Raw genomic sequence first — 19,260 nt, 5'->3', positions numbered from 1 at the left:
CTTCCCGCAGACCGATCCGCACCCTTCGCCCGAGGAGACCCTGTGACCACCCCGACGCCGCCCGCCCTGCTCATCGCCGGCCATGGCACCCGGGACGACGCCGGAGCCGAGGCGTTCCGCGACTTCGTCCGGGAGCTGGGCGAACGCCGCCCCGAACTGCCCGTCGCGGGCGGCTTCATCGAACTGTCCCCGCCGCCGCTCGGCGACGCCGTCGCCGAACTGGTGGAGCGCGGGGTGCGCCGGTTCGCCGCCGTGCCGCTGATGCTGGTGTCCGCCGGGCACGCCAAGGGCGACATCCCGGCGGCGCTCGCCCGCGAGAAGGAACGGCACCCGGGGATCTCGTACACCTACGGCCGTCCGCTCGGCCCGCACCCGGCGCTGCTGCGGGTGCTGGAACGGCGGCTCGACGAGGCGTTGGAGGGCACGGGCGGGGACCGCTCGGAGGTGACCGTGCTGCTGGTCGGGCGCGGCTCGACCGACCCGGACGCCAACGCCGAGGTGTTCAAGGCGGCGCGGCTGCTGTGGGAGGGGCGCGGCTACGCGGGCGTGGAGACGGCGTTCGTGTCGCTGGCCGCGCCGGACGTGCCCGGCGGGCTGGACCGGTGCGCGCGGCTCGGGGCGCGGCGGATCGTGGTCCTGCCGTACTTCCTGTTCACCGGCATCCTGCCCGACCGGGTACGGCGGCAGACGGCGGACTGGGCCGCCGCGCACCCCGAGGCCGAGGTGCGCTCGGCGGACGTGATCGGTCCGGAGCCGGAGCTGCTGGACCTGGTGATGGAGCGGTACCAGGAGGCGGTCGAGGGCGATCTGCGGATGAACTGCGACTCGTGCGTGTACCGGATCGCGCTGCCCGGCTTCGAGGACAAGGTGGGGCTGCCGCAGCAGCCGCACTTCCACCCGGACGACGACGGCCACCACCACGGACACCACCACGGCGGCCACAGCCACTCGCATGCGCACTGAGCACGGGACGGCGCGCGGCGAGGCCGCCCCGCGCCACGGGGACGCGGCAGCGCGAGACGGCGGCGGCGCGCCCGGCGGGCACGACCTGCGGCACCACGGCGACGCGGAAGTACGGGACGACGGCGCGGAGTTGACCGATCTCGCCGTGAACGTCCGCGCGCACACCCCGCCGGCGTGGCTGCGGGAGCGGATCGCCGGCTCACTCACCGGTCTGGCCGCCTACCCGGACGGGCGGGCGGCCCGGGCGGCGGTGGCCGCACGGCACGGGCTGCCGGCCGGGCGGGTGCTGCTGACGGCGGGGGCGGCGGAGGCGTTCGTGCTGCTGGCGCGGGCGCTGAAGGTACGGCGTCCGGTCGTCGTGCATCCGCAGTTCACCGAGCCGGAGGCCGCGCTGCGGGACGCCGGGCACACCGTGGACCGGGTGCTGCTGCGGGCGGCGGACGGCTTCCGGCTCGATCCGGCGGCCGTCCCCGAGGACGCGGACCTCGTGGTGGTCGGCAACCCGACCAACCCGACCTCCGTGCTGCACCCCGCCGACACCGTCGCCCGGCTGGCCCGGCCGGGGCGGACGCTGGTGGTGGACGAGGCGTTCATGGACGCGGTGCCCGGCGAGCGGGAGGCGCTGGCGGGACGGACCGACGTGCCCGGGCTGGTGGTGCTGCGCAGCCTCACCAAGACCTGGGGGCTGGCGGGGCTGCGGATCGGCTACGTGCTCGCCGCGCCGGAGGTCGTCGCCGAGCTGGAGCGGGCGCAGCCGTTGTGGCCGGTGTCCACGCCGGCGCTGGCGGCGGCCGAGGCGTGTGTGGAGCCCGCGGCGCTGGCGGAGGCGGAGCGGGCGGCGCGGCGTATCGCGGCGGACCGGGCCCGTCTGGTGGCGGGCCTCGCCTCGTTCGCCGCACGCGGGGTGCGGGTGGTGGAGCCGGCCGAGGGGCCGTTCGTGCTGGTGCGGGTGCCCGGCGCGGCCGGGGTACGGCGCCGGCTGCGCGAGCTGGGGTACGCGGTGCGGCGCGGGGACACGTTCCCGGGCCTGGACGAGAACTGGCTACGGCTCGCGGTGCGGGACGAGGGGACGGTACGGGGGTTCCTCACGGCGCTGGACGGTGCACTGTCCTCGGGTACGGAGTAGGGGCGGCCCCTTCGCTCACCCCTTCTCCGCCCGCCCACCCACCCGACTCGGCAGGGATGGCGCTGCGCGCCGGCTGAGGGGGCGGAGCCCAGGGGCACCTTGTCCAGCAGAACCACCGAACACGCCCCCCCCGGGCTCCGCCCCGACCCCCTGACAAGCCTTTCCCACCCGCCCACCCGACTCGGTGAGTGAAAAGAAGCCCTCCGGGGCTCCGCCCCGACCCCCGGCGGGGGCTCCGCCCCCTGCACCCCCGAACAGCGCCGGGTGCCTCCCCGGGGACAGGCTCCGCCGAGGCTTCCCCTCCGGCGCCCCGGCGGAGACTCCGCCTCTCCACAGTGCGGACTCGCCCTCTCCTGCGCCCGAGCTCGCGCTCCCATGCCGGGAAGGGCACCCCTTTTCTCGCCACCGAGTCGGGCGGGCGGGTGGCAGAGGCCGGGCGGGGTCCGGGGGCCGGTGCCCCTGAGCAACGCCTTCAGCGTGCCTCACCGGACAAGACACCCGGACGCTCCGCCCCCGGCCGGCGCACAGCGCCGTTCTCACCGAGTCGGGCAAACGGACGGACGGGAAAAGCTTGTCCGGGGCGAAGCCCCCAGGACGGGCACCAGGACACCCCCCTCACCCCACGAAACACCCCAGGACTCCACCCCCCACAGCCGGCGCGCAGCGCCATCGCCAGCGAGTCGGGTGGGTGGGTGGGAAAAGAAAAACCCGGGCGCCCCCGCCTCACCCCCGCCGACGGCGCGTCAGCGCCACCGCTCCTCCGCCCGCGGCCAGCAGCACCACCGAGCCTCCCGCGAGATACGGCGTCAGCGAGCTGCCGCCCGTCTCCGCGAGGTCGCTCCCCGCGGGGGCGCCCTGCGGCTTCACGTCCGCGGCGGGCGTCGCCGGCGGCGGGGTCGAGGCGGCCGCCGGGGCGGGCTCCTCCGCGGCCCCCGCCGGTGTCTCGCAGGTCGCCTTGGCGAGGGTCACCGTGCCCTCGACGTCGGCCACGTTCAGCTTCAACGGGTTGACGGACACCTTCAGTTCGAGCGCGGTGGCCGCCGCCGTACGCGAGGTCGTCGTACGGCGGGAGAGGTCCAGGCGGACCTCGCCCACCCCCGGGGCCTTGACCTCGGTCGTGCCGCCCGCCGTCAGCGTAACCTTCCGGCCGAGCACGGTCACGGCGCCCAGGACGTCACTCGTGGCCGCCGGCGCATGCCCGGTCGCGCAGGTGGCCTTCGCCGTGACCTGGTCGACCTCGATGAGGGACAGCAGCGGGAGGCCGGGCACGTGGAGGCGGGCGCGGGCGAGGTCGACGGCCCCCTCCGCCTTCTCGTCCGTGACCGTCGCGTCGGTCTTCGCCACGTCCGCGCGCAGCACGCTGAACGGCTTTCCGCCGTCGACGCCGTCCAACCGCGCGCTCAGCGCGGTCTGATGGGCGCTCGCGGGCGCCTGGACCTCGTTCAGGGAGACGGTGAGCGGGACGTCCACCGTCTTGTTGAGCAGGGACACGTCGAGGTCGGTGCGCAGCACGGACGCGCTCGCGCGGCCCTGGCCGCCCCCGTCGGTCGCGTGCGCGGCGCCCGCCCCGGACAGGGCGGCGGGGCCGGCGGCGAGGGCGGTGACGGCGGCGAGGGTGGCGCAGCGGCGCGCGGGCGTGCGGAAGGTGTGGCCGTTCAAGGTGTGGGACCCCCTCAGAGGAGTGCTTGGGACCCCGAAAGGATTACGCACCGAGAGTGAACGGGCGGCGATCCAGCGTGACTTCACTCCAACGAGGGGTTTCCGGCCGTCTTTTCGATTCCTTCGGCACAGGTGTTCCTCCGCGTCACCCACACGCCCCTCGCGTACGAACGCCCTGGTTGACGCACCGGCGCGTACGACGGAGTGCACAACGACCCGCCGGGGCGCCGGTCACGCCCCGTCAACACAGGCGGCAGTCGCGCTCCGTGCGCGCGAGCGAAGGCGGGTCGGCGGGCGAAAGGTGCGCCTATCCCACGACCCGTCCGTTCACCACCACCCGCCGCGGCCCCGCCAGCACCCGTACGTCCGCCCGCGGGTCCTCCTCGTACACCACCAGGTCGGCCGGCGCGCCCTCCTCCAGGCCGGGGCGGCCGAGCCACTCGCGCGCGGCCCACGCCGTCGCCGACAGGGCGTCCAGCGGCGGGATGCCGGCCTTGACGAGTTCGGCGACCTCGGCGGCGACCAGGCCGTGCGGCAGGGAGCCGCCGGCGTCCGTGCCGACGTAGACCGGGACGCCGGCGTCCCAGGCGGCGCGGACCGTGTCGTAGCGGCGCTCGTGGAGCCGGCGCATATGGGCCGACCAGCGCGGGAACTTCTCCTCGCCGCCGGCCGCGAGGGAGGGGAAGGTGGCGATGTTGACCAGGGTGGGGACGATGGCGACGCCGCGTTCGGCGAACAGCGGGATCAGGTCCTCGGTCAGGCCGGTGGCGTGCTCGACGCAGTCGATGCCCGCCTCGACCAGGTCGCGCAGCGAGTCCTCGGCGAAGCAGTGCGCGGTGACGCGGGCGCCCAGGCGGTGGGCCTCGGCGATCGCTGCCTCGGCGGCCTCGCGCGGCCAGCAGGCGGACAGGTCGCCGAGGCCGCGGTCGATCCAGTCGCCGACGAGCTTGACCCAGCCGTCGCCGCACCGGGCCTCCTGGGCGACGTACGCCACCAGGTCCTCCGGTTCGATCTCCCAGGCGTAGTTGCGGATGTAGCGGCGGGTGCGGGCGATGTGCCGGCCGGCCCGGATGATCTTCGGCAGGTCGTCGCGGTCGTCGATCCAGCGGGTGTCGGAGGGCGATCCGGCGTCGCGGATCAGCAGCGTCCCGGCCTCCCGGTCGGTCAGCGCCTGCTTCTCGGCGACGTCCTCGGGGACCGGGCCGTGCGCGTCCAGGCCGACGTGGCAGTGGGCGTCGACGAGGCCGGGCAGCGCCCAGCCGCGCACCGTCCGCACGTCCCGCGCTCCGGCGGGACGCTCGTAGGCGATCCGGCCGCCGACCACCCACAGCTCGTCGTGGACCTGGTCCTCGCGCGGGCCCGCCAGCACCCGCCCCGTCACGTGCAGCACCGCGTCATCGCTCATGCCTGGCACCCTAAGTCACCGGTGGGAGGGGGTGGGAGGGCCGCCGGTTACCCTCGACCCAGTCGTACCCGCGACGACCCAGAGGCGGTCGTCCCCGCGACGACCGAGAGCCGACCGAGAAGAGAGCACGCCGTGACGCACCCGTTCCTGGACCTCGCCCCGCTGAGCGCCGACCGCTTCGCCTCCATCGAGGACCGGGTGGCGCGGCTGCTCGCCACCGAGCAGGACGTCCTGATCACGCAGGGCGAGGCGCTGCTGCCGCTGGAGGGCGCGATCCGCGCCGCGGCCGGGCCGGGCACGGTGGCCCTGAACGTGATCACCGGCCCGTACGGGCAGACGTTCGGCGACTGGCTGCGGGACTGCGGCGCGACGGTGCACGACCTGGCGGTGCCGTTCCACACGGCGGTGACCGCGGCGCAGGTGCGGGAGGCCTTCGCCGAGCACCCGGAGATCGACTTCGTGTCGCTGGTGCACGCGGAGGCGGCGACCGGCAACACCAACCCGGTCGCCGAGATCGGCGAGGCGGTGCGGGAGCAGGGCGCCCTGTTCTACCTGGACGCGGTGGCGTCGATCGGCGCGGAGCCGGTGCTGCCGGACGCGTGGGGCGTGGACCTGTGCGTGATCGGGGCGCAGAAGGCGATGGGCGGCCCGGCGGGTGTGTCGGCGGTGTCGGTGAGCGAGCGCGCCTGGGCCCGGATGGCGGCCAACCCGAAGGCTCCGCGGCGTTCCTACCTGTCCCTGCTGGACTGGAAGGAGCGCTGGATCGACGGCGGCCGCAAGGCGCTGCTGCACGCCCCGGCGCAGCTGGAGATGCTGGCCCTGGAGGCGTGTGTCGAGCGCATCGAGGCGGTGGGCCTGGACGCGGTGATGGGCCGCCACCGGGCCGCGGCCGCGGCCACCCGGGCGGGTGTGCGGGCGCTCGGCGTGGGCCTGGAGCCGTATGTGCGCGAGGCGTCCGAGGCGGCGCCGGTCGCCACCACGCTGCGGGTGACGGCGGGGGTCGCCGCCTTCGATCTGGTGGCCCGCGCGCTGGCGGGCGAGCCCGGTCTGCCGCTGGCGGCCGGCGGCGGCGCCCTCGCCAAGGAGATGATCCGGGTCAACCACTACGGCCCCGACGCGACCCGGGAGGCGGTCGAGGCGTCCGTGACGGCCCTGGGCGCCGCGCTGGCCGCCGAGGAGGGCGCTCGGGCGGACCTCGAGGGCGCGCGCCGCGCCGTCGCCGAGGCATGGCGGCAGTAGTCGCCGGCCGGTTTTATCGGAACAGGAAAACAATACAATTCCGGGAATTCAGTCGGGGTAGCTGCCCGTCTTCTCCTGCCCCGTTTCCCAATCCGTAAACCCAACGATTCGAAGAAGGTCCGGTGGTGTAATTCCGCGAGGTCTCGGCGGGGTTACGTCATTGTGACGCACTCCACAAAGCGGGGCCTTTTGTCCGGTAATGCACGGGCAAACCCCCACATCACGCCGCCCCCTCGCGCGACTGCGCGCACACGCGATAACACATGGACCGCGCCCACGTAAGGGCCCGGGGCGATGCATTTTTCAATTCAGCTCGGTAAGTTCAATTCGCATGACTGCCGCACAAGCAGACCTGCGAACCGACCGACCGGAAATGCCGAACGCCGTATCCGAGGACATCTCCCGCGCCGAATCCGGCGCCGTGTCCCTCGGGCGTCCCTCGGTCGCCGACGGCGCCGCGCTGTGGCGGCTGGCCAAGGACTCCAGGACGCTGGACGTGAACTCCTCGTACAGCTATCTGCTGTGGTGCCGCGACTTCGCCGCCACCTCCGTGGTGGCGCGCGACGCCTACGGCGAGCCGGTCGGCTTCGTCACCGGATACGTACGGCCCGACCGCCCCGGCACCCTCCTGGTGTGGCAGGTCGCCGTCGACGCCGGCCACCGCGGCCGCGGCCTGGCCGCCCGGCTGCTGGACGCGCTCGCCGCCCGCGTCACCGCCGAGCAGGGCGTCACGGACCTCGAGACCACCATCACCCCGGGCAACACCGCCTCCGAGCGGCTGTTCACCTCCTTCGCCGCCCGGCACGGCGCGCGCTGCGAGCGCGACGTCCTGTTCGCGACCGAGCAGTTCCCCGACGGACCGCACGACCCCGAGGTCCTGTACCGCATCGGCCCGCTCGCCCGCTGAACCGCGCGCACCACCGCCCCGCCCCGCCCCGCCTCTTCTCTCCCGACTCGACCGACCTCCCACTCCCCCACCCGAGGAGCGATTCGTCGTGACCATCACCCAGCCGGACCTGAGCGTTTTCGAGACCCTGGAGTCCGAGGTGCGCAGCTACTGCCGCGGCTGGCCCACCGTCTTCGACCGCGCGCGCGGCAGCCGTCTGTACGACGAGGACGGCCATGAGTACCTCGACTTCTTCGCCGGCGCCGGCTCGCTCAACTACGGGCACAACAACCCGGTGCTGAAACGGGCGCTGCTCGACTACCTGGACCGGGACGGCATCACCCACGGTCTGGACATGTCGACCACGGCCAAGCGCCGCTTCCTGGAGACCTTCCAGAACCTGGTGCTGCGCCCGCGCGACCTGCCGTACAAGGTGATGTTCCCCGGCCCGACCGGCACCAACGCGGTGGAGTCGGCGCTGAAGCTGGCCCGCAAGGTGAAGGGGCGCGAGGCGATCGTGTCGTTCACCAACGCCTTCCACGGCATGTCGCTGGGCTCGCTGGCGGTGACCGGCAACTCCTTCAAGCGGGCCGGCGCCGGCGTCCCGCTGGTGCACGGCACGCCGATGCCGTTCGACAACTACTTCGACGGCCAGGTGCCGGACTTCCTGTGGTTCGAGCGGCTGCTGGAGGACCAGGGCTCCGGGCTGAACAAGCCGGCCGCGGTGATCGTGGAGACCGTGCAGGGCGAGGGCGGCATCAACGTCGCCCGCCCCGAGTGGCTGCGCGCCCTGGCCGGGCTGTGCGAGCGGCAGGACATGCTGCTGATCGTCGACGACATCCAGATGGGCTGCGGCCGCACCGGCGCCTTCTTCTCCTTCGAGGAGGCGGGCATCACCCCGGACATCGTCACGGTGTCCAAGTCCATCAGCGGCTACGGCCTGCCGATGTCGCTGTGCCTGTTCCGGCCCGAGCTGGACATCTGGGAGCCGGGCGAGCACAACGGCACCTTCCGCGGCAACAACCCCGCCTTCGTCACCGCCACCGCCGCCCTGGAGGCGTACTGGACCGACGGGTCGGCGATGGAGAAGCAGACCCGCGCCCGCGGCGAGCAGGTCGAGCAGTGGCTCGTCTCCATCACGGAGGAGAACCTCGCCGACATCAAGGAGTACCGGGGCCGCGGCCTGGTGTGGGGCGTGGAGTTCCACGACAAGGAGCGCGCCGGGCGGATCGCGCGCCGCGCCTTCGAACTCGGCCTGCTGGTGGAGACCTCCGGCCCGGAGAGCGAGGTCGTCAAGCTGCTGCCGGCCCTGACCGTCACACCCGAGGAACTGGACGAGGGCATGAGCCTGCTCGCCCGCGCGGTCCGCGAGACCGCCTGAGCCCCGGGACACACCCGCGGCACGCCTGCGCACACCCGCGGCACACCTGCGGCACACCCGCGCGGCACACCTGCCAGAAGCACCGTCACCACCTGCAAGGAGGCACACAGCACCGTGATCGTCCGTTCGTTCAAGGAGATCGAAGGCACCGACCGGCACGTGAAGGCGGCGTCCGGCACCTGGGAGAGCAAGCGCATCGTCCTGGCCAAGGAGAGGGTCGGCTTCTCCCTGCACGAGACGATCCTCTACGCGGGCACCGAGACGTCGATGTGGTACGCCAACCACATCGAGGCCGTCGTCTGCGTGGAGGGCGAGGCCGAGCTGACCGACCGCGAGACCGGGAAGACGTACACGATCACGCCCGGGACCATGTACCTCCTCAACGGCCACGAGCGGCACACGCTCAAGGTCAAGGAGGACTTCCGCTGCATCTGCGTGTTCAACCCGCCCGTCACCGGACGGGAGGACCACGACGAGAACGGCGTCTACCCGCTGCTCACCGAGCCCGAGGAGGTGTGAGGACCATGACCGTCGCCCCCGTGAAGGACCTGTACCCCACCCGCGGCGCCACCGAGGTGACCGTTGCCCGCCAGGACCCGGTCGTCTGGGGTTCCCCGGACACACCCGGCCCGATCGCGACCGCCGACCTCCAGGCGTTCGAGCGGGACGGCTTCCTCGCCGTCGACCAGCTGATCACCGACGACGAGGTCGCCGTCTACCGGCGTGAGCTGGACCGGCTGGTGGCCGACCCGGCGATCCGGGCCGACGAGCGGTCGATCGTCGAGCCGAAGTCGAAGGAGATCCGCTCGGTCTTCGAGGTGCACCGGATCAGCGAGGTGTTCGCGAAGCTGGTGCGCGACGAGCGCGTCGTCGGCCGGGCGCGGCAGATCCTCGGCTCGGACGTGTACGTCCACCAGTCCCGGATCAACGTCAAGCCGGGCTTCGGGGCGAGCGGCTTCTACTGGCACTCGGACTTCGAGACCTGGCACGCCGAGGACGGTCTGCCGAACATGCGCACGGTGTCCGTCTCGATCGCGCTGACCGAGAACCTGGACACCAACGGCGGCCTGATGATCATGCCCGGTTCGCACCGGACGTTCCTCGGCTGCGCGGGCGCCACGCCGAAGGACAACTACAAGAAGTCGCTGCAGATGCAGGACGCGGGCACGCCGTCCGACGAGGCGCTGACCGCGCTGGCCGGGGAGCACGGCATCCGGCTGTTCACCGGCCGGGCCGGCTCGGCGACCTGGTTCGACTGCAACTGCATGCACGGTTCCGGCGACAACATCACGCCGTATCCGCGCAGCAACGTGTTCATCGTGTTCAACAGCGTGGAGAACACGGCGGTGGAGCCGTTCGCGGCCCCGGTCCGCCGCCCCGAGTTCATCGGGGCGCGGGACTTCACTCCGGTGAGGTGAGCGCGTTCCGCACAAGATCGGCAGGGGCCCTCTCGGGTGGGACGAGAGGGCCCCTGCCGTTTCGCGGTTCAGCCGGCGAGCACGTCCAGGAGGCGGTCCACGTCGGCCTGCGTGTTGTAGAGGTGGAACGCGGCCCGCAGATGGCCCGCGCGGTTCGCGACCTCGACGCCCGCCTCGCTCAACTCACCCTGCCGACGGCCGAGTCCGGGCACGGAGACGATCGCGGAGGCGGGCGCGGGGACCGGTTCGTGGCCGAGGGAGCGCAGCCCGGCGCGGAACCGGTCGGCGAGGGCGAGGTCGTGGGCGCGGATCGCGTCCACCCCCAGTTCCGCCACGAGTTCCAGTGAGCGGCGCCCGCCGGCGTAGGAGAACAGGGCGGGGCTCTCGTCGAACCGGCGCGCGGAGCGGGCGAGTTCGCCGATCGGGCCGTAGCAGCTGTCCCAGGGCCGTTCCCCCGCCACCCAGCCGGCGAACAGCGGGCGCAGTCCGCCGAGGTCCTCGGGGACGACGAGGAAGGCCATGCCGCGCGGGCACAGCAGCCACTTGAAGGCGACGGCGGAGACGAAGTCGTAGTGGTCGGCGTCGAGGTCCAGCCAGCCGGCCGCCTGGGAGGCGTCGACGTAGGTGCGCGCCCCGTGCTCGCGCGCCGCCGCGCGGATCGCGGGCAGGTCGGCGATCCGGCCGTCCGCCGACTGCGCGGCGCTCACCACGACCAGGGCGGTGCCGGGCCGTACCGCGTCGGCGAGCCGGTCCAGCGGGACGGTGCGCACCTTCAGGTCGCCGCGCACGTGGAACGGGTTGACCGTGGAGGTGAAGTCGTCCTCGGCGGTGACGACTTCGGCGCCCTCGGGCAGCGCGGCGGCGATCAGGCCGCTGTAGACGGCGGCCGAACCGCCGGCCGCGACCCGGCGGTCGGGGACCCGCAGCAGCCGGGCGAAGCTCGCGCGGGCCGCCTCGACGTCCGCGAACATGTCGGTGGGCCGCCCGGCGGCAGCGGCGTCCACGGCGGTGCGCAGCGCCGTGACCGCACGGGCCGGGAGCAGCCCGAGGGTCGCGGTGTTCAGATAGGTGTTCCTCGGAGCGAACTCGGCACGGACGAGGTTCTCGAAGGTCTCCATGGGTCCACTGTGCGGCCCCGTGGAGTCGTGGTCCATCGCCCAGGTCGCCGCGGCTTCCCCGAGGCCGCCTCCTGGCCCCGCGCCGGCCTGCGGAAACGGCGCTACGTCAGGCGTGCGGCACGGCGCATCCGTCCGGGCCGCAGGCGTCCGCGCCGCCGTCGCCGCCCTGGAGGAGGGTCAGCGGGGTGTGCTCCTGCCACGCCTGGGCGAGGGCCTGCGCGAAGACCTCGGCGGGCTGGGCGCCGGAGACGCCGTACCTGCGGTCCAGGACGAAGAACGGCACCCCGGTGGCGCCGAGCTGCGCGGCCTCCCGCTCGTCGGCGCGGACCTCGTCGGCGTAGGCGTCCGGGTCGGCGAGGACCCGGCGCACCTCGTCGGCGTCGAGCCCGGCGGCGATCGCCAGCTCGGCCAGTCGCTCGTCGCCCTCGGCGAACACCGAGCGCTCCTCGGCGAAGTTCGCCCGGTACAGCGCGTCCAGCAGCTCGCTCTGGCGGCCGTGCTCCTTGGCGAGGTGGAGCAGGCGGTGCATGTCGAAGGTGTTGCCGTGGTCGCGGCCCCGGGTGCGGTAGTCCAGTCCCTCGGCGGCGGCCTGGGCGCCGAGGTTGTCCTCGCCGGCCTGCGCCTGCGCCTCGCTCATGCCGTACTTCTCGGTGAGCATGGTGAGCACGGGCTGGACGTCGTCCTTGGCGCGGTGCGGGTCCAGCTCGAAGGAGCGGTGCACGACCTCGACCCGGTCACGGTGCGCGAAGCCCGCCAGCGCCTTCTCGAACCGCGCCTTTCCCACGTAGCACCAGGGGCAGGCGATGTCCGACCAGATCTCGACGCGCATGTTCTCGGTTCTCTCCAGCTCGTACGGAACGCGGCGGGCGGCCGCCCTCCGCGCCGTATGTGAACGTTCAAGCAGCGCGGTTCATTCCCCGGCGCGGACGGCGCTGGCCCCGGACCGGAGGCGCCGTCGGCGGCGGCGGGGCGGGCGGCCGGTGCGCCGCCCGCCGGGTCGGCACCGCCCGCCCCGCGGGTCGGCGTCGCCGCCCCGCCCGTCAACCTCAGCGTTCCAGCCGCCCGTCGTAGCGCCGCGGCAGCCCCAGCGGGTTGTCGTCGCGCAGCTCCGGCGGGAGCAGCGCCTGCGGCGCGTTCTGGTACGCCACCGGCCGCATCCAGCGTTCGATCGCGGTGCCGCCGACCGAGGTGGAGGTGGAGGTCGTCGCCGGGTAGGGGCCGCCGTGGTGCTGGGCGGGGGCCACGGCGACGCCGGTCGGCCAGGCGTCGACGACGACGCGTCCGGCCAGCGGGGTCAGCTCGGCCAGGAGCCGCGCGCCGTCGCCTTCACCGGCGGCTTCCCCGGTGGAGAGGTGGACGGTCGCGGTGAGGTTGCCGGGCAGCCGGGACAGCACGGCGGTGGCCTCCGCCTCGTCGGCGTAGCGGGCCACCACGGTCACCGGCCCGAAGCACTCCTCCAGCAGCAGGTCGTGGGCGCCCTCGCCGGTGAGCCTGGCGGCGGGGACGGTCAGGAAGCCCGGGCTCACCGTGTGCTCACCGCCCGCGCCCGGGGTGACCGGGGTGTCGACGTCGGGCAGCGCGGTGCGCTCGGCGATGCCCGCGAGGAAGGCGTCGCGCATCCGGTGGTCGAGCAGGACGCCGGAGGCGGTGTCGCTGACGGCGTCCGTGAGGGACTCGACCAGCCGGTCGCCGGGCGCGCCCGCCGGGACGAGGACCAGGCCGGGCTTGACGCAGAACTGCCCGACGCCGAGCGTCATCGACCCGGCGAGCCCGGCCCCGACGGCCTCGGCCCGCTCGGCGGCGGCGGCCTCGGTGACCAGGACCGGGTTGAGCGAGCCCAGTTCGCCGTGGAAGGGGATCGGCGCCGGGCGGGCCGCCGCCGCGTCGAACAGCGCCCGGCCGCCGCGCACCGAGCCGGTGAAACCGGCGGCGGCCACCAGCGGGTGCCGGACCAGTTCGACGCCGGCCTCCAAGCCGTGGACCAGGCCGAGGACGCCGCCCGGGACGCCGTGCTCGGCGGCGGCCCCGCGCACCAGCCGGGCGACCAGCTCGGACAGCGCCGGGTGGTCCGGGTGGGCCTTGACGACCACCGGGCAGCCGGCGGCCAGGGCGCTGGCGGTGTCGCCGCCGGCGACCGAGAAGGCGAAGGGGAAGTTGGAGGCGGAGTAGACGGCGACGACGCCGAGCGGCACCTTGTAGCGGCGCAGGTCCGGGATCGGCGGGGTGGCGGTGTCGTCGGGGTGGTCGATGATCACGTCGAGGAACGCGCCCTCGTCCACGATGTCCGCGAAGGCCCGCAACTGGTAGCAGGTCCGGGCGAGTTCCCCGGTGAGCCGGACCGGGCCGAGGGCGGTCTCGGCGTCGGCGGCCTCGACCAGGCGGTCCTCGGCTGCCGCCAGCCGGTCGGCGGCGGCGCGCAGGAAGGCGGCCCGTACGGTGCGGTCGGCGAGCGCGGCGCGGGCGTCGTGGGCGGCGCGGACGGCGGCGTCCACCTCCTCGGCTGTGGCCTCCACCGCAACCTGTTCCCGCTGCTTCCCGGTACGGGGATCGACGCTCCAGACTGGTGCTGCTGCCACCGCGGGTCCCTCCAGATGTCGTGCGGATGTCCTGCCGCAGTACATGGGTCGTCCATCAGGGTTGTTCGATATACTGAACGCTGTCTCTGATGATGAATATGCGTCGGAGACTATTTCCCGTGGAACGAAGGGGTCAAGGGCGATGTCGGCAGGCGAGACAGGCGGCGGGGCGCAGGTCAAGTCCGCGGTGCGGACCGTTGAGTTGCTCGAGTACTTCGCCGGCCGGCCCGGCATGCACTCCCTGGCCGCGGTCCAGGAGGCCGTCGGCTATCCCAAGTCCAGCCTGTACATGCTGCTGCGCACCCTGGTCGAGCTGGGCTGGGTGGAGACCGACGCGACGGGCACGCGCTACGGCATCGGCGTGCGGGCGCTGCTGGTCGGCACCTCCTACATCGACGGCGACGAGGTGGTCGCGGCGGCCCGGCCGACCCTGGACCGGCTCTCCGACGACACCACCGAGACCATCCACCTGGCGCGGCTGGACGGCACCAACGTCGTCTATCTCGCCACCCGCCAGTCGCAGCACTATCTGCGCCCCTTCACCCGCGTCGGCCGCCGGCTGCCGGCCCACTCCACCTCGCTCGGCAAGGCGCTGCTGAGCACGTACACCGACGAGCAGGTGCGCAAGCTGCTCCCAAAGACGCTGCCCGCGCTGACCGAGAACACCATCACCGACCGCGAGAAGCTGATCGAGGAGCTGCACCAGATCCGCGAGCAGGGTTTCGCCGTGGACCGCGAGGAGAACACCCTCGGTCTGCGCTGCTTCGGCGTGGCGATCCCCTACCGCACCCCGGCGCGGGACGCGATCAGCTGCTCCGTCCCGGTGGCGCGGCTGACGCCCGCGCACGAGCAGATGGTGAAGGACGCCCTCTTCGACGCCCGCGACCGGCTGACCCTCGCCACCCGCAGGCTCTGAGCACGGGACCCGGGTGTGCCCCCGCCGGCGTCGGCGGGGGCACACCCGTGCGGTCCCTCGAAGGCCTAGCTGACGAAGTACGTCGGGTTCGGCAGCTTGTAGGTGCGGTCGGCGTAGCCGCCGTCGAGGTCGGAGTACTGGTCGCCGAAGTTGGCGACGATGTCGTAGCCGAGGTCCTCGATGTGCTTGCGGGTGCCGGACTTGTACTGGACGGTGGTGCACTTCCAGGCGCCCGGGGTCGCGCAGTCCTTCAGGTACGCCGGCGGGTTGGCCGCGTCCTTGAGGAACATGTGGCCGGCGTCGAGGTTGACGTCCGCGCCGACCCTCTTCAGGTTCTGCACGGCGGCGGTGCGCTGCGCCTCGGACAGGCCCGAGTTGTAGAAGACGGCGACGCCCTTCTTCGCGGCGTAGCGCACGAGTTCGGGGCTGCCGAAGACCTCGGGCCGGTTCGCCTGGTCGACGTAGGCGGCCCAGGTGGCGCTGTTGTAGCCGTAGTTGTTCTTCTTCTCGTAGTCCAGGCTGAGCAGCAGCGTGTCGTCGATGTCGAAGACGACGGCGGGCTTCTTGCCCTGGTGGTGGTGCTGCTGCGCCTTGCGGGCCGCCTGGTCGATGTGCCGCTTGGCGTCGGCGTCGATGCGCGCCAGGTCCTTGGCGTACTGGCTGCTCGGCGACGCCTGGTACACGCCGTCGGCGTCGAGCGCGGTGCCGTAGTAGGTGTCGATGTCCTTGGTCAGCAGCCCGATGTTGTAGGGCTCGTGCGTGGAGTTGGCCGTGGACTGGCCGGCGGTGGCGGCGCCCGCACCGTAGAGGGCGACGCCGGCGACGGCACAACTGGCGGCGATGGCCGTCGCCTTGAGGGACTTCCGCATGGATTCTCCGGGTCTGATGAGTGGTTGATGCACCAGGTCACGCATTGTCTACGCGCATCACGTCCGGGACGCGAGAGGCGTTACCCGATCGATACGCGATTCCTTCGCCCGGGGCGTTGCCCGCACATGAGCACGACATGACCTTCCCTTGACGCGCCTTCCCTAGGATCGGGAGCCGCTGTCGCGAACGGGGGTACTGCGAGCTGCTCCAGAAGAAGACCGAGAGCGCGGCGGGGCGTCCTGGTGCTCGGGCTGACGAGCATTCACGAGGCCATGGCCGACATGGCGGACGGGCACGTCGACCACGACGAACTCGTCGCGGGCGTCTTCACCGAGGTGAAGGTCCCCGGCAAGAACGGCGGCACGGGTGAGCATTGAGGACGAGGCCCGCAAGATCCTGCTGAAGATGGGCCTGTGGTGGCCCGAGGCCGACTCCGGGAAGCTGCGCGACGCGGCGACGGCCTGGCGGACCTTCGCCGACGCGGTCGACGACGTACGGGTGCCCGTGCACCGCAGCGCCTCCTGGCCCGCGCGTGGGCACCGCTTTCATCTCCTCGAAGTTCCCAGGATCCACACCATGACAGATCACCCGTCCAGCAGGCCTCTTTCCCCTCTTGAGCTGAAGATCTTCGGAAAACTCCTCGGGTCGGAGTTCCCCGGTGTGGCGGAGCTGAGGAACCAGCTACCGAAAGCCCGCGTCAAGGGTCACTGGGGAGCCGACTCCCCGAGCATCGACGTGGAAGTGCCGGACTCGGTGCCGGCGGCACCGATCGGGGACGGGGTCCTTCCGGCCGCCGGCACCGTCGTCGACAGCTCGGGCGACCTCTTCGGTGAACTCCTCGTCTGGGTGAGCGACGGGAGGCTCTCAGCGCTCGAATTCACCTGGTACGGGGACACCCCGCCCACGGAACTCCCCGATCCCGGATCCGTCACCGTCCAGACCACCGGCTGACGTCTCGACCATGAACCAGGCGGACAAGGACCGTCACCGGTACGGCCCGGTCCGCGTCCTGCCGATGAGGGGAGAACATCCAACAGTGATCCAGATCGTTTTCGCCGCAGGCGGCCTGCTCGCCCTGTGGTGCGGGGTGAACTGGGCGTTCGACGTCCGGGGGATCGCCACGCGCAGGGCCGAGCGGATCCGCCGGAAGAGCCAGGAGAGGTGGGCGGACATGGGGCGGCTCGGCGGGCCGACGACGTTCTACTCCTCGGTCGGGTACCTGCGGTTCCTGGGCGCGGTCATGGCGGGTGCGGGGCTGCTGCTGGTGGTCGCGGCCTACGCCCTGTGGCGTCTGGGCTGAGCCGCTGCGCCGCCGCGCCGAAGCAGTTGCGGGGCGCTCCGGCCGGGCGGCGGCAACGTGGCATGCCCGGTCCTCCACAGGCCCGTGTGCCCGGAGGACGGGAACCGGCCCGCTCAGAACCGCCCGAGCGCCGAGCGCACCGCCGCCAGATCGGCGTCCGACGCCAACCCGGCGTGGTACAGCCGCAGTTCGTTCGCTCCGAGGTCGCGTGCGCGGGCCGCGTCGGCGGCCAGGGTGTCCGGGCGGCCGCCCATGCCGGAGACGACGGTGAGGTTCGCGGCCAGGACGGCGTCCGGGCGGCCCTGCCCGGCGAACGGGGCGAGCAGACCGGCCCCGCCCGTGCAGGGCACCACGACGCCGTCGGCGACCGAGAGGATGTGCGCGGGGTCCACCCCGGCGTTGGCGCCGCAGCGGTACGGCGCCGGGTCGGCGTGCAGCAGCACCCGGAAGCCCTCGGGGGCCGCCGCGCGGACCGCGGCGACCGCCGCCTCCTGGAGCGTGCGCGCCCGCTCCTCGCGCCAGGCGCGGGTGGCCCGTGCCGTGCTCTCGCCGAGCAGCCTCTCCACGCCCGCCCAGCCCTCGTCCTCGGGCGCGCCCCGCCACACCGGTTCCAGCGCGGTGCGCACCGCGTGGGCCAACCGGTCGGCGTCCAGGCCGTGTTCGCCGTAGCCGGTGCGGCAGTACGGACAGAAGCACAGCGACATCAGGTACTGCCCGGCCTCCCCGAGCGCCACCCCGGCGGTCTTGTCGTGGGCGTGCGGATGGGCGAGGCCGTACCAGCCGAGCGACTCCAGCTCGGTGCCGTGCGCGCCGGGCCGCACCGCCGCCTCGGCGGCCAGGTCGGTCAGATAGGCGCGGGTGGCGGGCTGCGCGACGCACGGCGCCCACGGGTAGCGGTCGCCGTAGGCGTTGACGACGGAGGTCTGCGGATGCTCCGCGCCCATCCGGGAGTTGTGGGCGAGGACCACCCAGGAGTGCACCTCCAGACCGGCCCCGGCCAGGGCCCGCGCCGCCTCGCCGTACGCGTCGCCGGGCGCCCAGTCGCCGGCCGGGTACGGCCTGAGGGCGCGGCCCGCCCAGCGGTCGCCGGGCGGGTAGAGCACGGCGGCGTGCCCGGCGGTGACCACGCGGTGGCGCGGGTGGCGGGGGGTGAGCGCCCGGGTGGAGTGGTAGGCGGCGGCGAGGGTCACCGACCGGACGCCGAGCGCCACGACGCGTTCGGGTGCGCCGGGGTCGCCGACGACGTCCCAGGGGTAGAGGAACGCGCCCGCCCTCACACGTCCTCCCCGAGCAGCGCGCGGCCGTGCTCGATCAGCCGGGCGAGCCGCTCGACGTGCTCGTCGGCGGGTTCGTGCAGCGGCGGCCGCACCTCGCCGACGTCGAGTCCGCGCAGCCGTACGCCCGCCTTGACCAGCGACACGGCGTACCCGGCGCCCTGGGCGCGCAGTTCCACGAAGGGGCGGTAGAAGCCGTCCAGGACGCGGTGCGCGGTGCTGTCGTCGCCCTCGCGCAGCGCCCGGTGGAAGGCGAGGGCGATCTCGGGGACGAAGCAGAAGACGGCGGAGGAGTACAGGTGGATGCCGATGCCGCGGTAGGCGAGCTGGGTCTGCTCGGCGGTGGGCAGGCCGTTGAAGTACAGGAAGTCGCCCGGCGCCTCGGTGCGCACGGCGCTGACGACGCGCTGCATGAGGTCGAGGTCGCCGAGGCCGTCCTTGAGGCCGATGATGCCGTCGGTGCGGGCCAGTTCGACCACCGTCTCGGGGGCGAACACGGCGTTGTCGCGCTGGTAGACGACGACCGGCAGGGCGGTGGCGGCGGCCAGTTCGCGGTAGTGGCGCAGCAGTCCCTGCTGGCCGGCGACGACGAGGTAGGGCGGCATGGCGAGCAGCCCGTCGGCGCCGGCGTCCTCGGCGAGGCGGGCGTAGCGGACGGCGAGGGCGGTGCCGTAGCCGGCTCCCGCGACGACCGGCACGCGTCCGGCGCTCTCCTCGACGGCGGCGCGCACCAGTTCCTGGAACTCCTCGGGGGTGAGCGCGTGGAACTCGCCGGTGCCGCAGCAGGCGAAGACGGCGGCGGCGCCGTGGTCGATGCCGTGGCGGACGTGGGCGCGGTAGGCGTCGAGGTCGACGCGGCCGTCGGGGCCGTAGGCGGTGACGGGGAAGAACAGCGGCCCGCTGGGGATGCTGAGGCGTTCGGCGAGGGGGGCGGCTGGCGGCACGGGCTCTCCCTGGGGGCAGGCGCTCACGTTTCTGATCGGTGTCCATATGCATGAACAACGCCACGCTACGCGGCCCGATAACGGCCGGTCAAGCGCGCGCGACGGCCGCACGGCGCCCGACTCCCGGCCCGCACGCCCCACTTGGGCCGGCACGCCCTACTTGACGGAGCAGGACCCGCATCCCT

General features: G+C 73.4%; 18 protein-coding genes. 10 read left to right on the top strand and 8 right to left on the bottom strand.

Annotated features, from left to right (window positions below):
• Positions 1–42: 42 nt before the first annotated feature.
• Positions 43–963: a sirohydrochlorin chelatase gene (locus K7787_RS09945; protein ID WP_223001160.1), complete on the top strand. Its 921-nt coding sequence runs from the start codon at positions 43–45 to the stop codon at positions 961–963.
• The gene (gene cobC, locus K7787_RS09940) at positions 953–2,089 is read left to right on the top strand and encodes an Rv2231c family histidinol phosphate aminotransferase CobC (RefSeq protein WP_223001159.1); all 1,137 of its coding nucleotides are present in this window, start codon (positions 953–955) and stop codon (positions 2,087–2,089) included. Before K7787_RS09945 ends, cobC begins: the two co-directional genes overlap by 11 nt.
• Positions 2,090–2,812: 723 nt before the next feature.
• Here cobC and K7787_RS09935 read toward each other — a convergent pair.
• On the bottom strand, positions 2,813–3,748 hold the full coding sequence (locus K7787_RS09935) for an SCO1860 family LAETG-anchored protein (RefSeq protein ID WP_223001158.1): 936 nt from the start codon (positions 3,746–3,748) through the stop codon (positions 2,813–2,815).
• A 307-nt stretch (positions 3,749–4,055) separates the two neighbouring features.
• Positions 4,056–5,153, bottom strand: coding sequence for an amidohydrolase family protein (locus K7787_RS09930; RefSeq protein ID WP_223001157.1), 1,098 nt, complete (start codon positions 5,151–5,153; stop codon positions 4,056–4,058).
• A 132-nt stretch (positions 5,154–5,285) separates the two neighbouring features.
• On the opposite strand from K7787_RS09930, the gene K7787_RS09925 reads away from it, so the two are divergent.
• The 5 genes from K7787_RS09925 to thpD all read left to right on the top strand — a co-directional run bounded on the left by K7787_RS09925 (position 5,286) and on the right by thpD (position 10,077).
• On the top strand, positions 5,286–6,392 hold the full coding sequence (locus tag K7787_RS09925) for a pyridoxal-phosphate-dependent aminotransferase family protein (protein ID WP_223001156.1): 1,107 nt from the start codon (positions 5,286–5,288) through the stop codon (positions 6,390–6,392).
• Between the two features lie 331 nt (positions 6,393–6,723).
• Positions 6,724–7,299: a diaminobutyrate acetyltransferase gene (gene ectA, locus K7787_RS09920; RefSeq protein WP_223001155.1), complete on the top strand. Its 576-nt coding sequence runs from the start codon at positions 6,724–6,726 to the stop codon at positions 7,297–7,299.
• Positions 7,300–7,387: 88 nt separating this feature from the next.
• The gene (gene ectB, locus K7787_RS09915) at positions 7,388–8,659 is read left to right on the top strand and encodes a diaminobutyrate--2-oxoglutarate transaminase (RefSeq protein WP_009187941.1); all 1,272 of its coding nucleotides are present in this window, start codon (positions 7,388–7,390) and stop codon (positions 8,657–8,659) included.
• Between the two features lie 114 nt (positions 8,660–8,773).
• Positions 8,774–9,178 (top strand): ectoine synthase, encoded by a 405-nt coding sequence (locus K7787_RS09910; protein WP_009187942.1) that lies wholly within the window; start codon positions 8,774–8,776, stop codon positions 9,176–9,178.
• 5 nt (positions 9,179–9,183) lie between these two features.
• Positions 9,184–10,077, top strand: a complete 894-nt coding sequence (gene thpD / locus K7787_RS09905; protein WP_009187943.1) for an ectoine hydroxylase — start codon at positions 9,184–9,186, stop codon at positions 10,075–10,077.
• Between the two features lie 68 nt (positions 10,078–10,145).
• Here thpD and K7787_RS09900 read toward each other — a convergent pair whose 3' ends face one another.
• The 3 genes from K7787_RS09900 to K7787_RS09890 form a co-directional block, all read right to left on the bottom strand.
• On the bottom strand, positions 10,146–11,195 hold the full coding sequence (locus tag K7787_RS09900; RefSeq protein ID WP_164388086.1) for an aminotransferase class V-fold PLP-dependent enzyme: 1,050 nt from the start codon (positions 11,193–11,195) through the stop codon (positions 10,146–10,148).
• A 106-nt stretch (positions 11,196–11,301) separates the two neighbouring features.
• Entirely contained in the window at positions 11,302–12,024 is a 723-nt protein-coding gene (locus tag K7787_RS09895) for a DsbA family oxidoreductase (RefSeq protein ID WP_223001153.1), read from the bottom strand.
• Positions 12,025–12,241: 217 nt separating this feature from the next.
• Positions 12,242–13,771, bottom strand: coding sequence for an aldehyde dehydrogenase (NADP(+)) (locus tag K7787_RS09890; protein WP_223001152.1), 1,530 nt, complete (start codon positions 13,769–13,771; stop codon positions 12,242–12,244).
• 142 nt (positions 13,772–13,913) lie between these two features.
• On the opposite strand from K7787_RS09890, the gene K7787_RS09885 reads away from it, so the two are divergent.
• The gene (locus K7787_RS09885; protein ID WP_019982880.1) at positions 13,914–14,687 is read left to right on the top strand and encodes an IclR family transcriptional regulator; all 774 of its coding nucleotides are present in this window, start codon (positions 13,914–13,916) and stop codon (positions 14,685–14,687) included.
• Positions 14,688–14,752: 65 nt separating this feature from the next.
• Here K7787_RS09885 and K7787_RS09880 read toward each other — a convergent pair whose 3' ends face one another.
• A complete protein-coding gene (locus tag K7787_RS09880; RefSeq protein WP_223001151.1) occupies positions 14,753–15,556 on the bottom strand; it encodes an HAD family acid phosphatase in 804 nt (267 codons plus the stop codon).
• Between the two features lie 367 nt (positions 15,557–15,923).
• Here K7787_RS09880 and K7787_RS09875 point away from each other — a divergent pair, with 367 nt between their 5' ends.
• Both K7787_RS09875 and K7787_RS09870 read left to right on the top strand, forming a co-directional pair.
• Positions 15,924–16,508 carry a hypothetical protein gene (locus tag K7787_RS09875; protein WP_223001150.1) on the top strand — a complete coding sequence of 195 codons (585 nt, stop codon included), beginning with the start codon at positions 15,924–15,926 and terminating at the stop codon, positions 16,506–16,508.
• Between the two features lie 85 nt (positions 16,509–16,593).
• The gene (locus K7787_RS09870) at positions 16,594–16,857 is read left to right on the top strand and encodes a hypothetical protein (protein ID WP_223001149.1); all 264 of its coding nucleotides are present in this window, start codon (positions 16,594–16,596) and stop codon (positions 16,855–16,857) included.
• 113 nt (positions 16,858–16,970) lie between these two features.
• On the opposite strand, the gene K7787_RS09865 is transcribed toward K7787_RS09870, so the two are convergent.
• Both K7787_RS09865 and K7787_RS09860 read right to left on the bottom strand, forming a co-directional pair.
• Positions 16,971–18,134 (bottom strand): hypothetical protein, encoded by a 1,164-nt coding sequence (locus tag K7787_RS09865; RefSeq protein ID WP_223001148.1) that lies wholly within the window; start codon positions 18,132–18,134, stop codon positions 16,971–16,973.
• Positions 18,131–19,075 carry a 5-dehydro-4-deoxyglucarate dehydratase gene (locus K7787_RS09860; RefSeq protein ID WP_223001147.1) on the bottom strand — a complete coding sequence of 315 codons (945 nt, stop codon included), beginning with the start codon at positions 19,073–19,075 and terminating at the stop codon, positions 18,131–18,133. Before K7787_RS09860 ends, K7787_RS09865 begins: the two co-directional genes overlap by 4 nt.
• Positions 19,076–19,260: the final 185 nt, after the last annotated feature.

Source organism: Streptomyces sennicomposti (genome assembly GCF_019890635.1).
Classification (GTDB): domain Bacteria; phylum Actinomycetota; class Actinomycetes; order Streptomycetales; family Streptomycetaceae; genus Streptomyces; species Streptomyces sennicomposti.
This window is presented reverse-complemented; position numbering and strand designations above follow the sequence as displayed.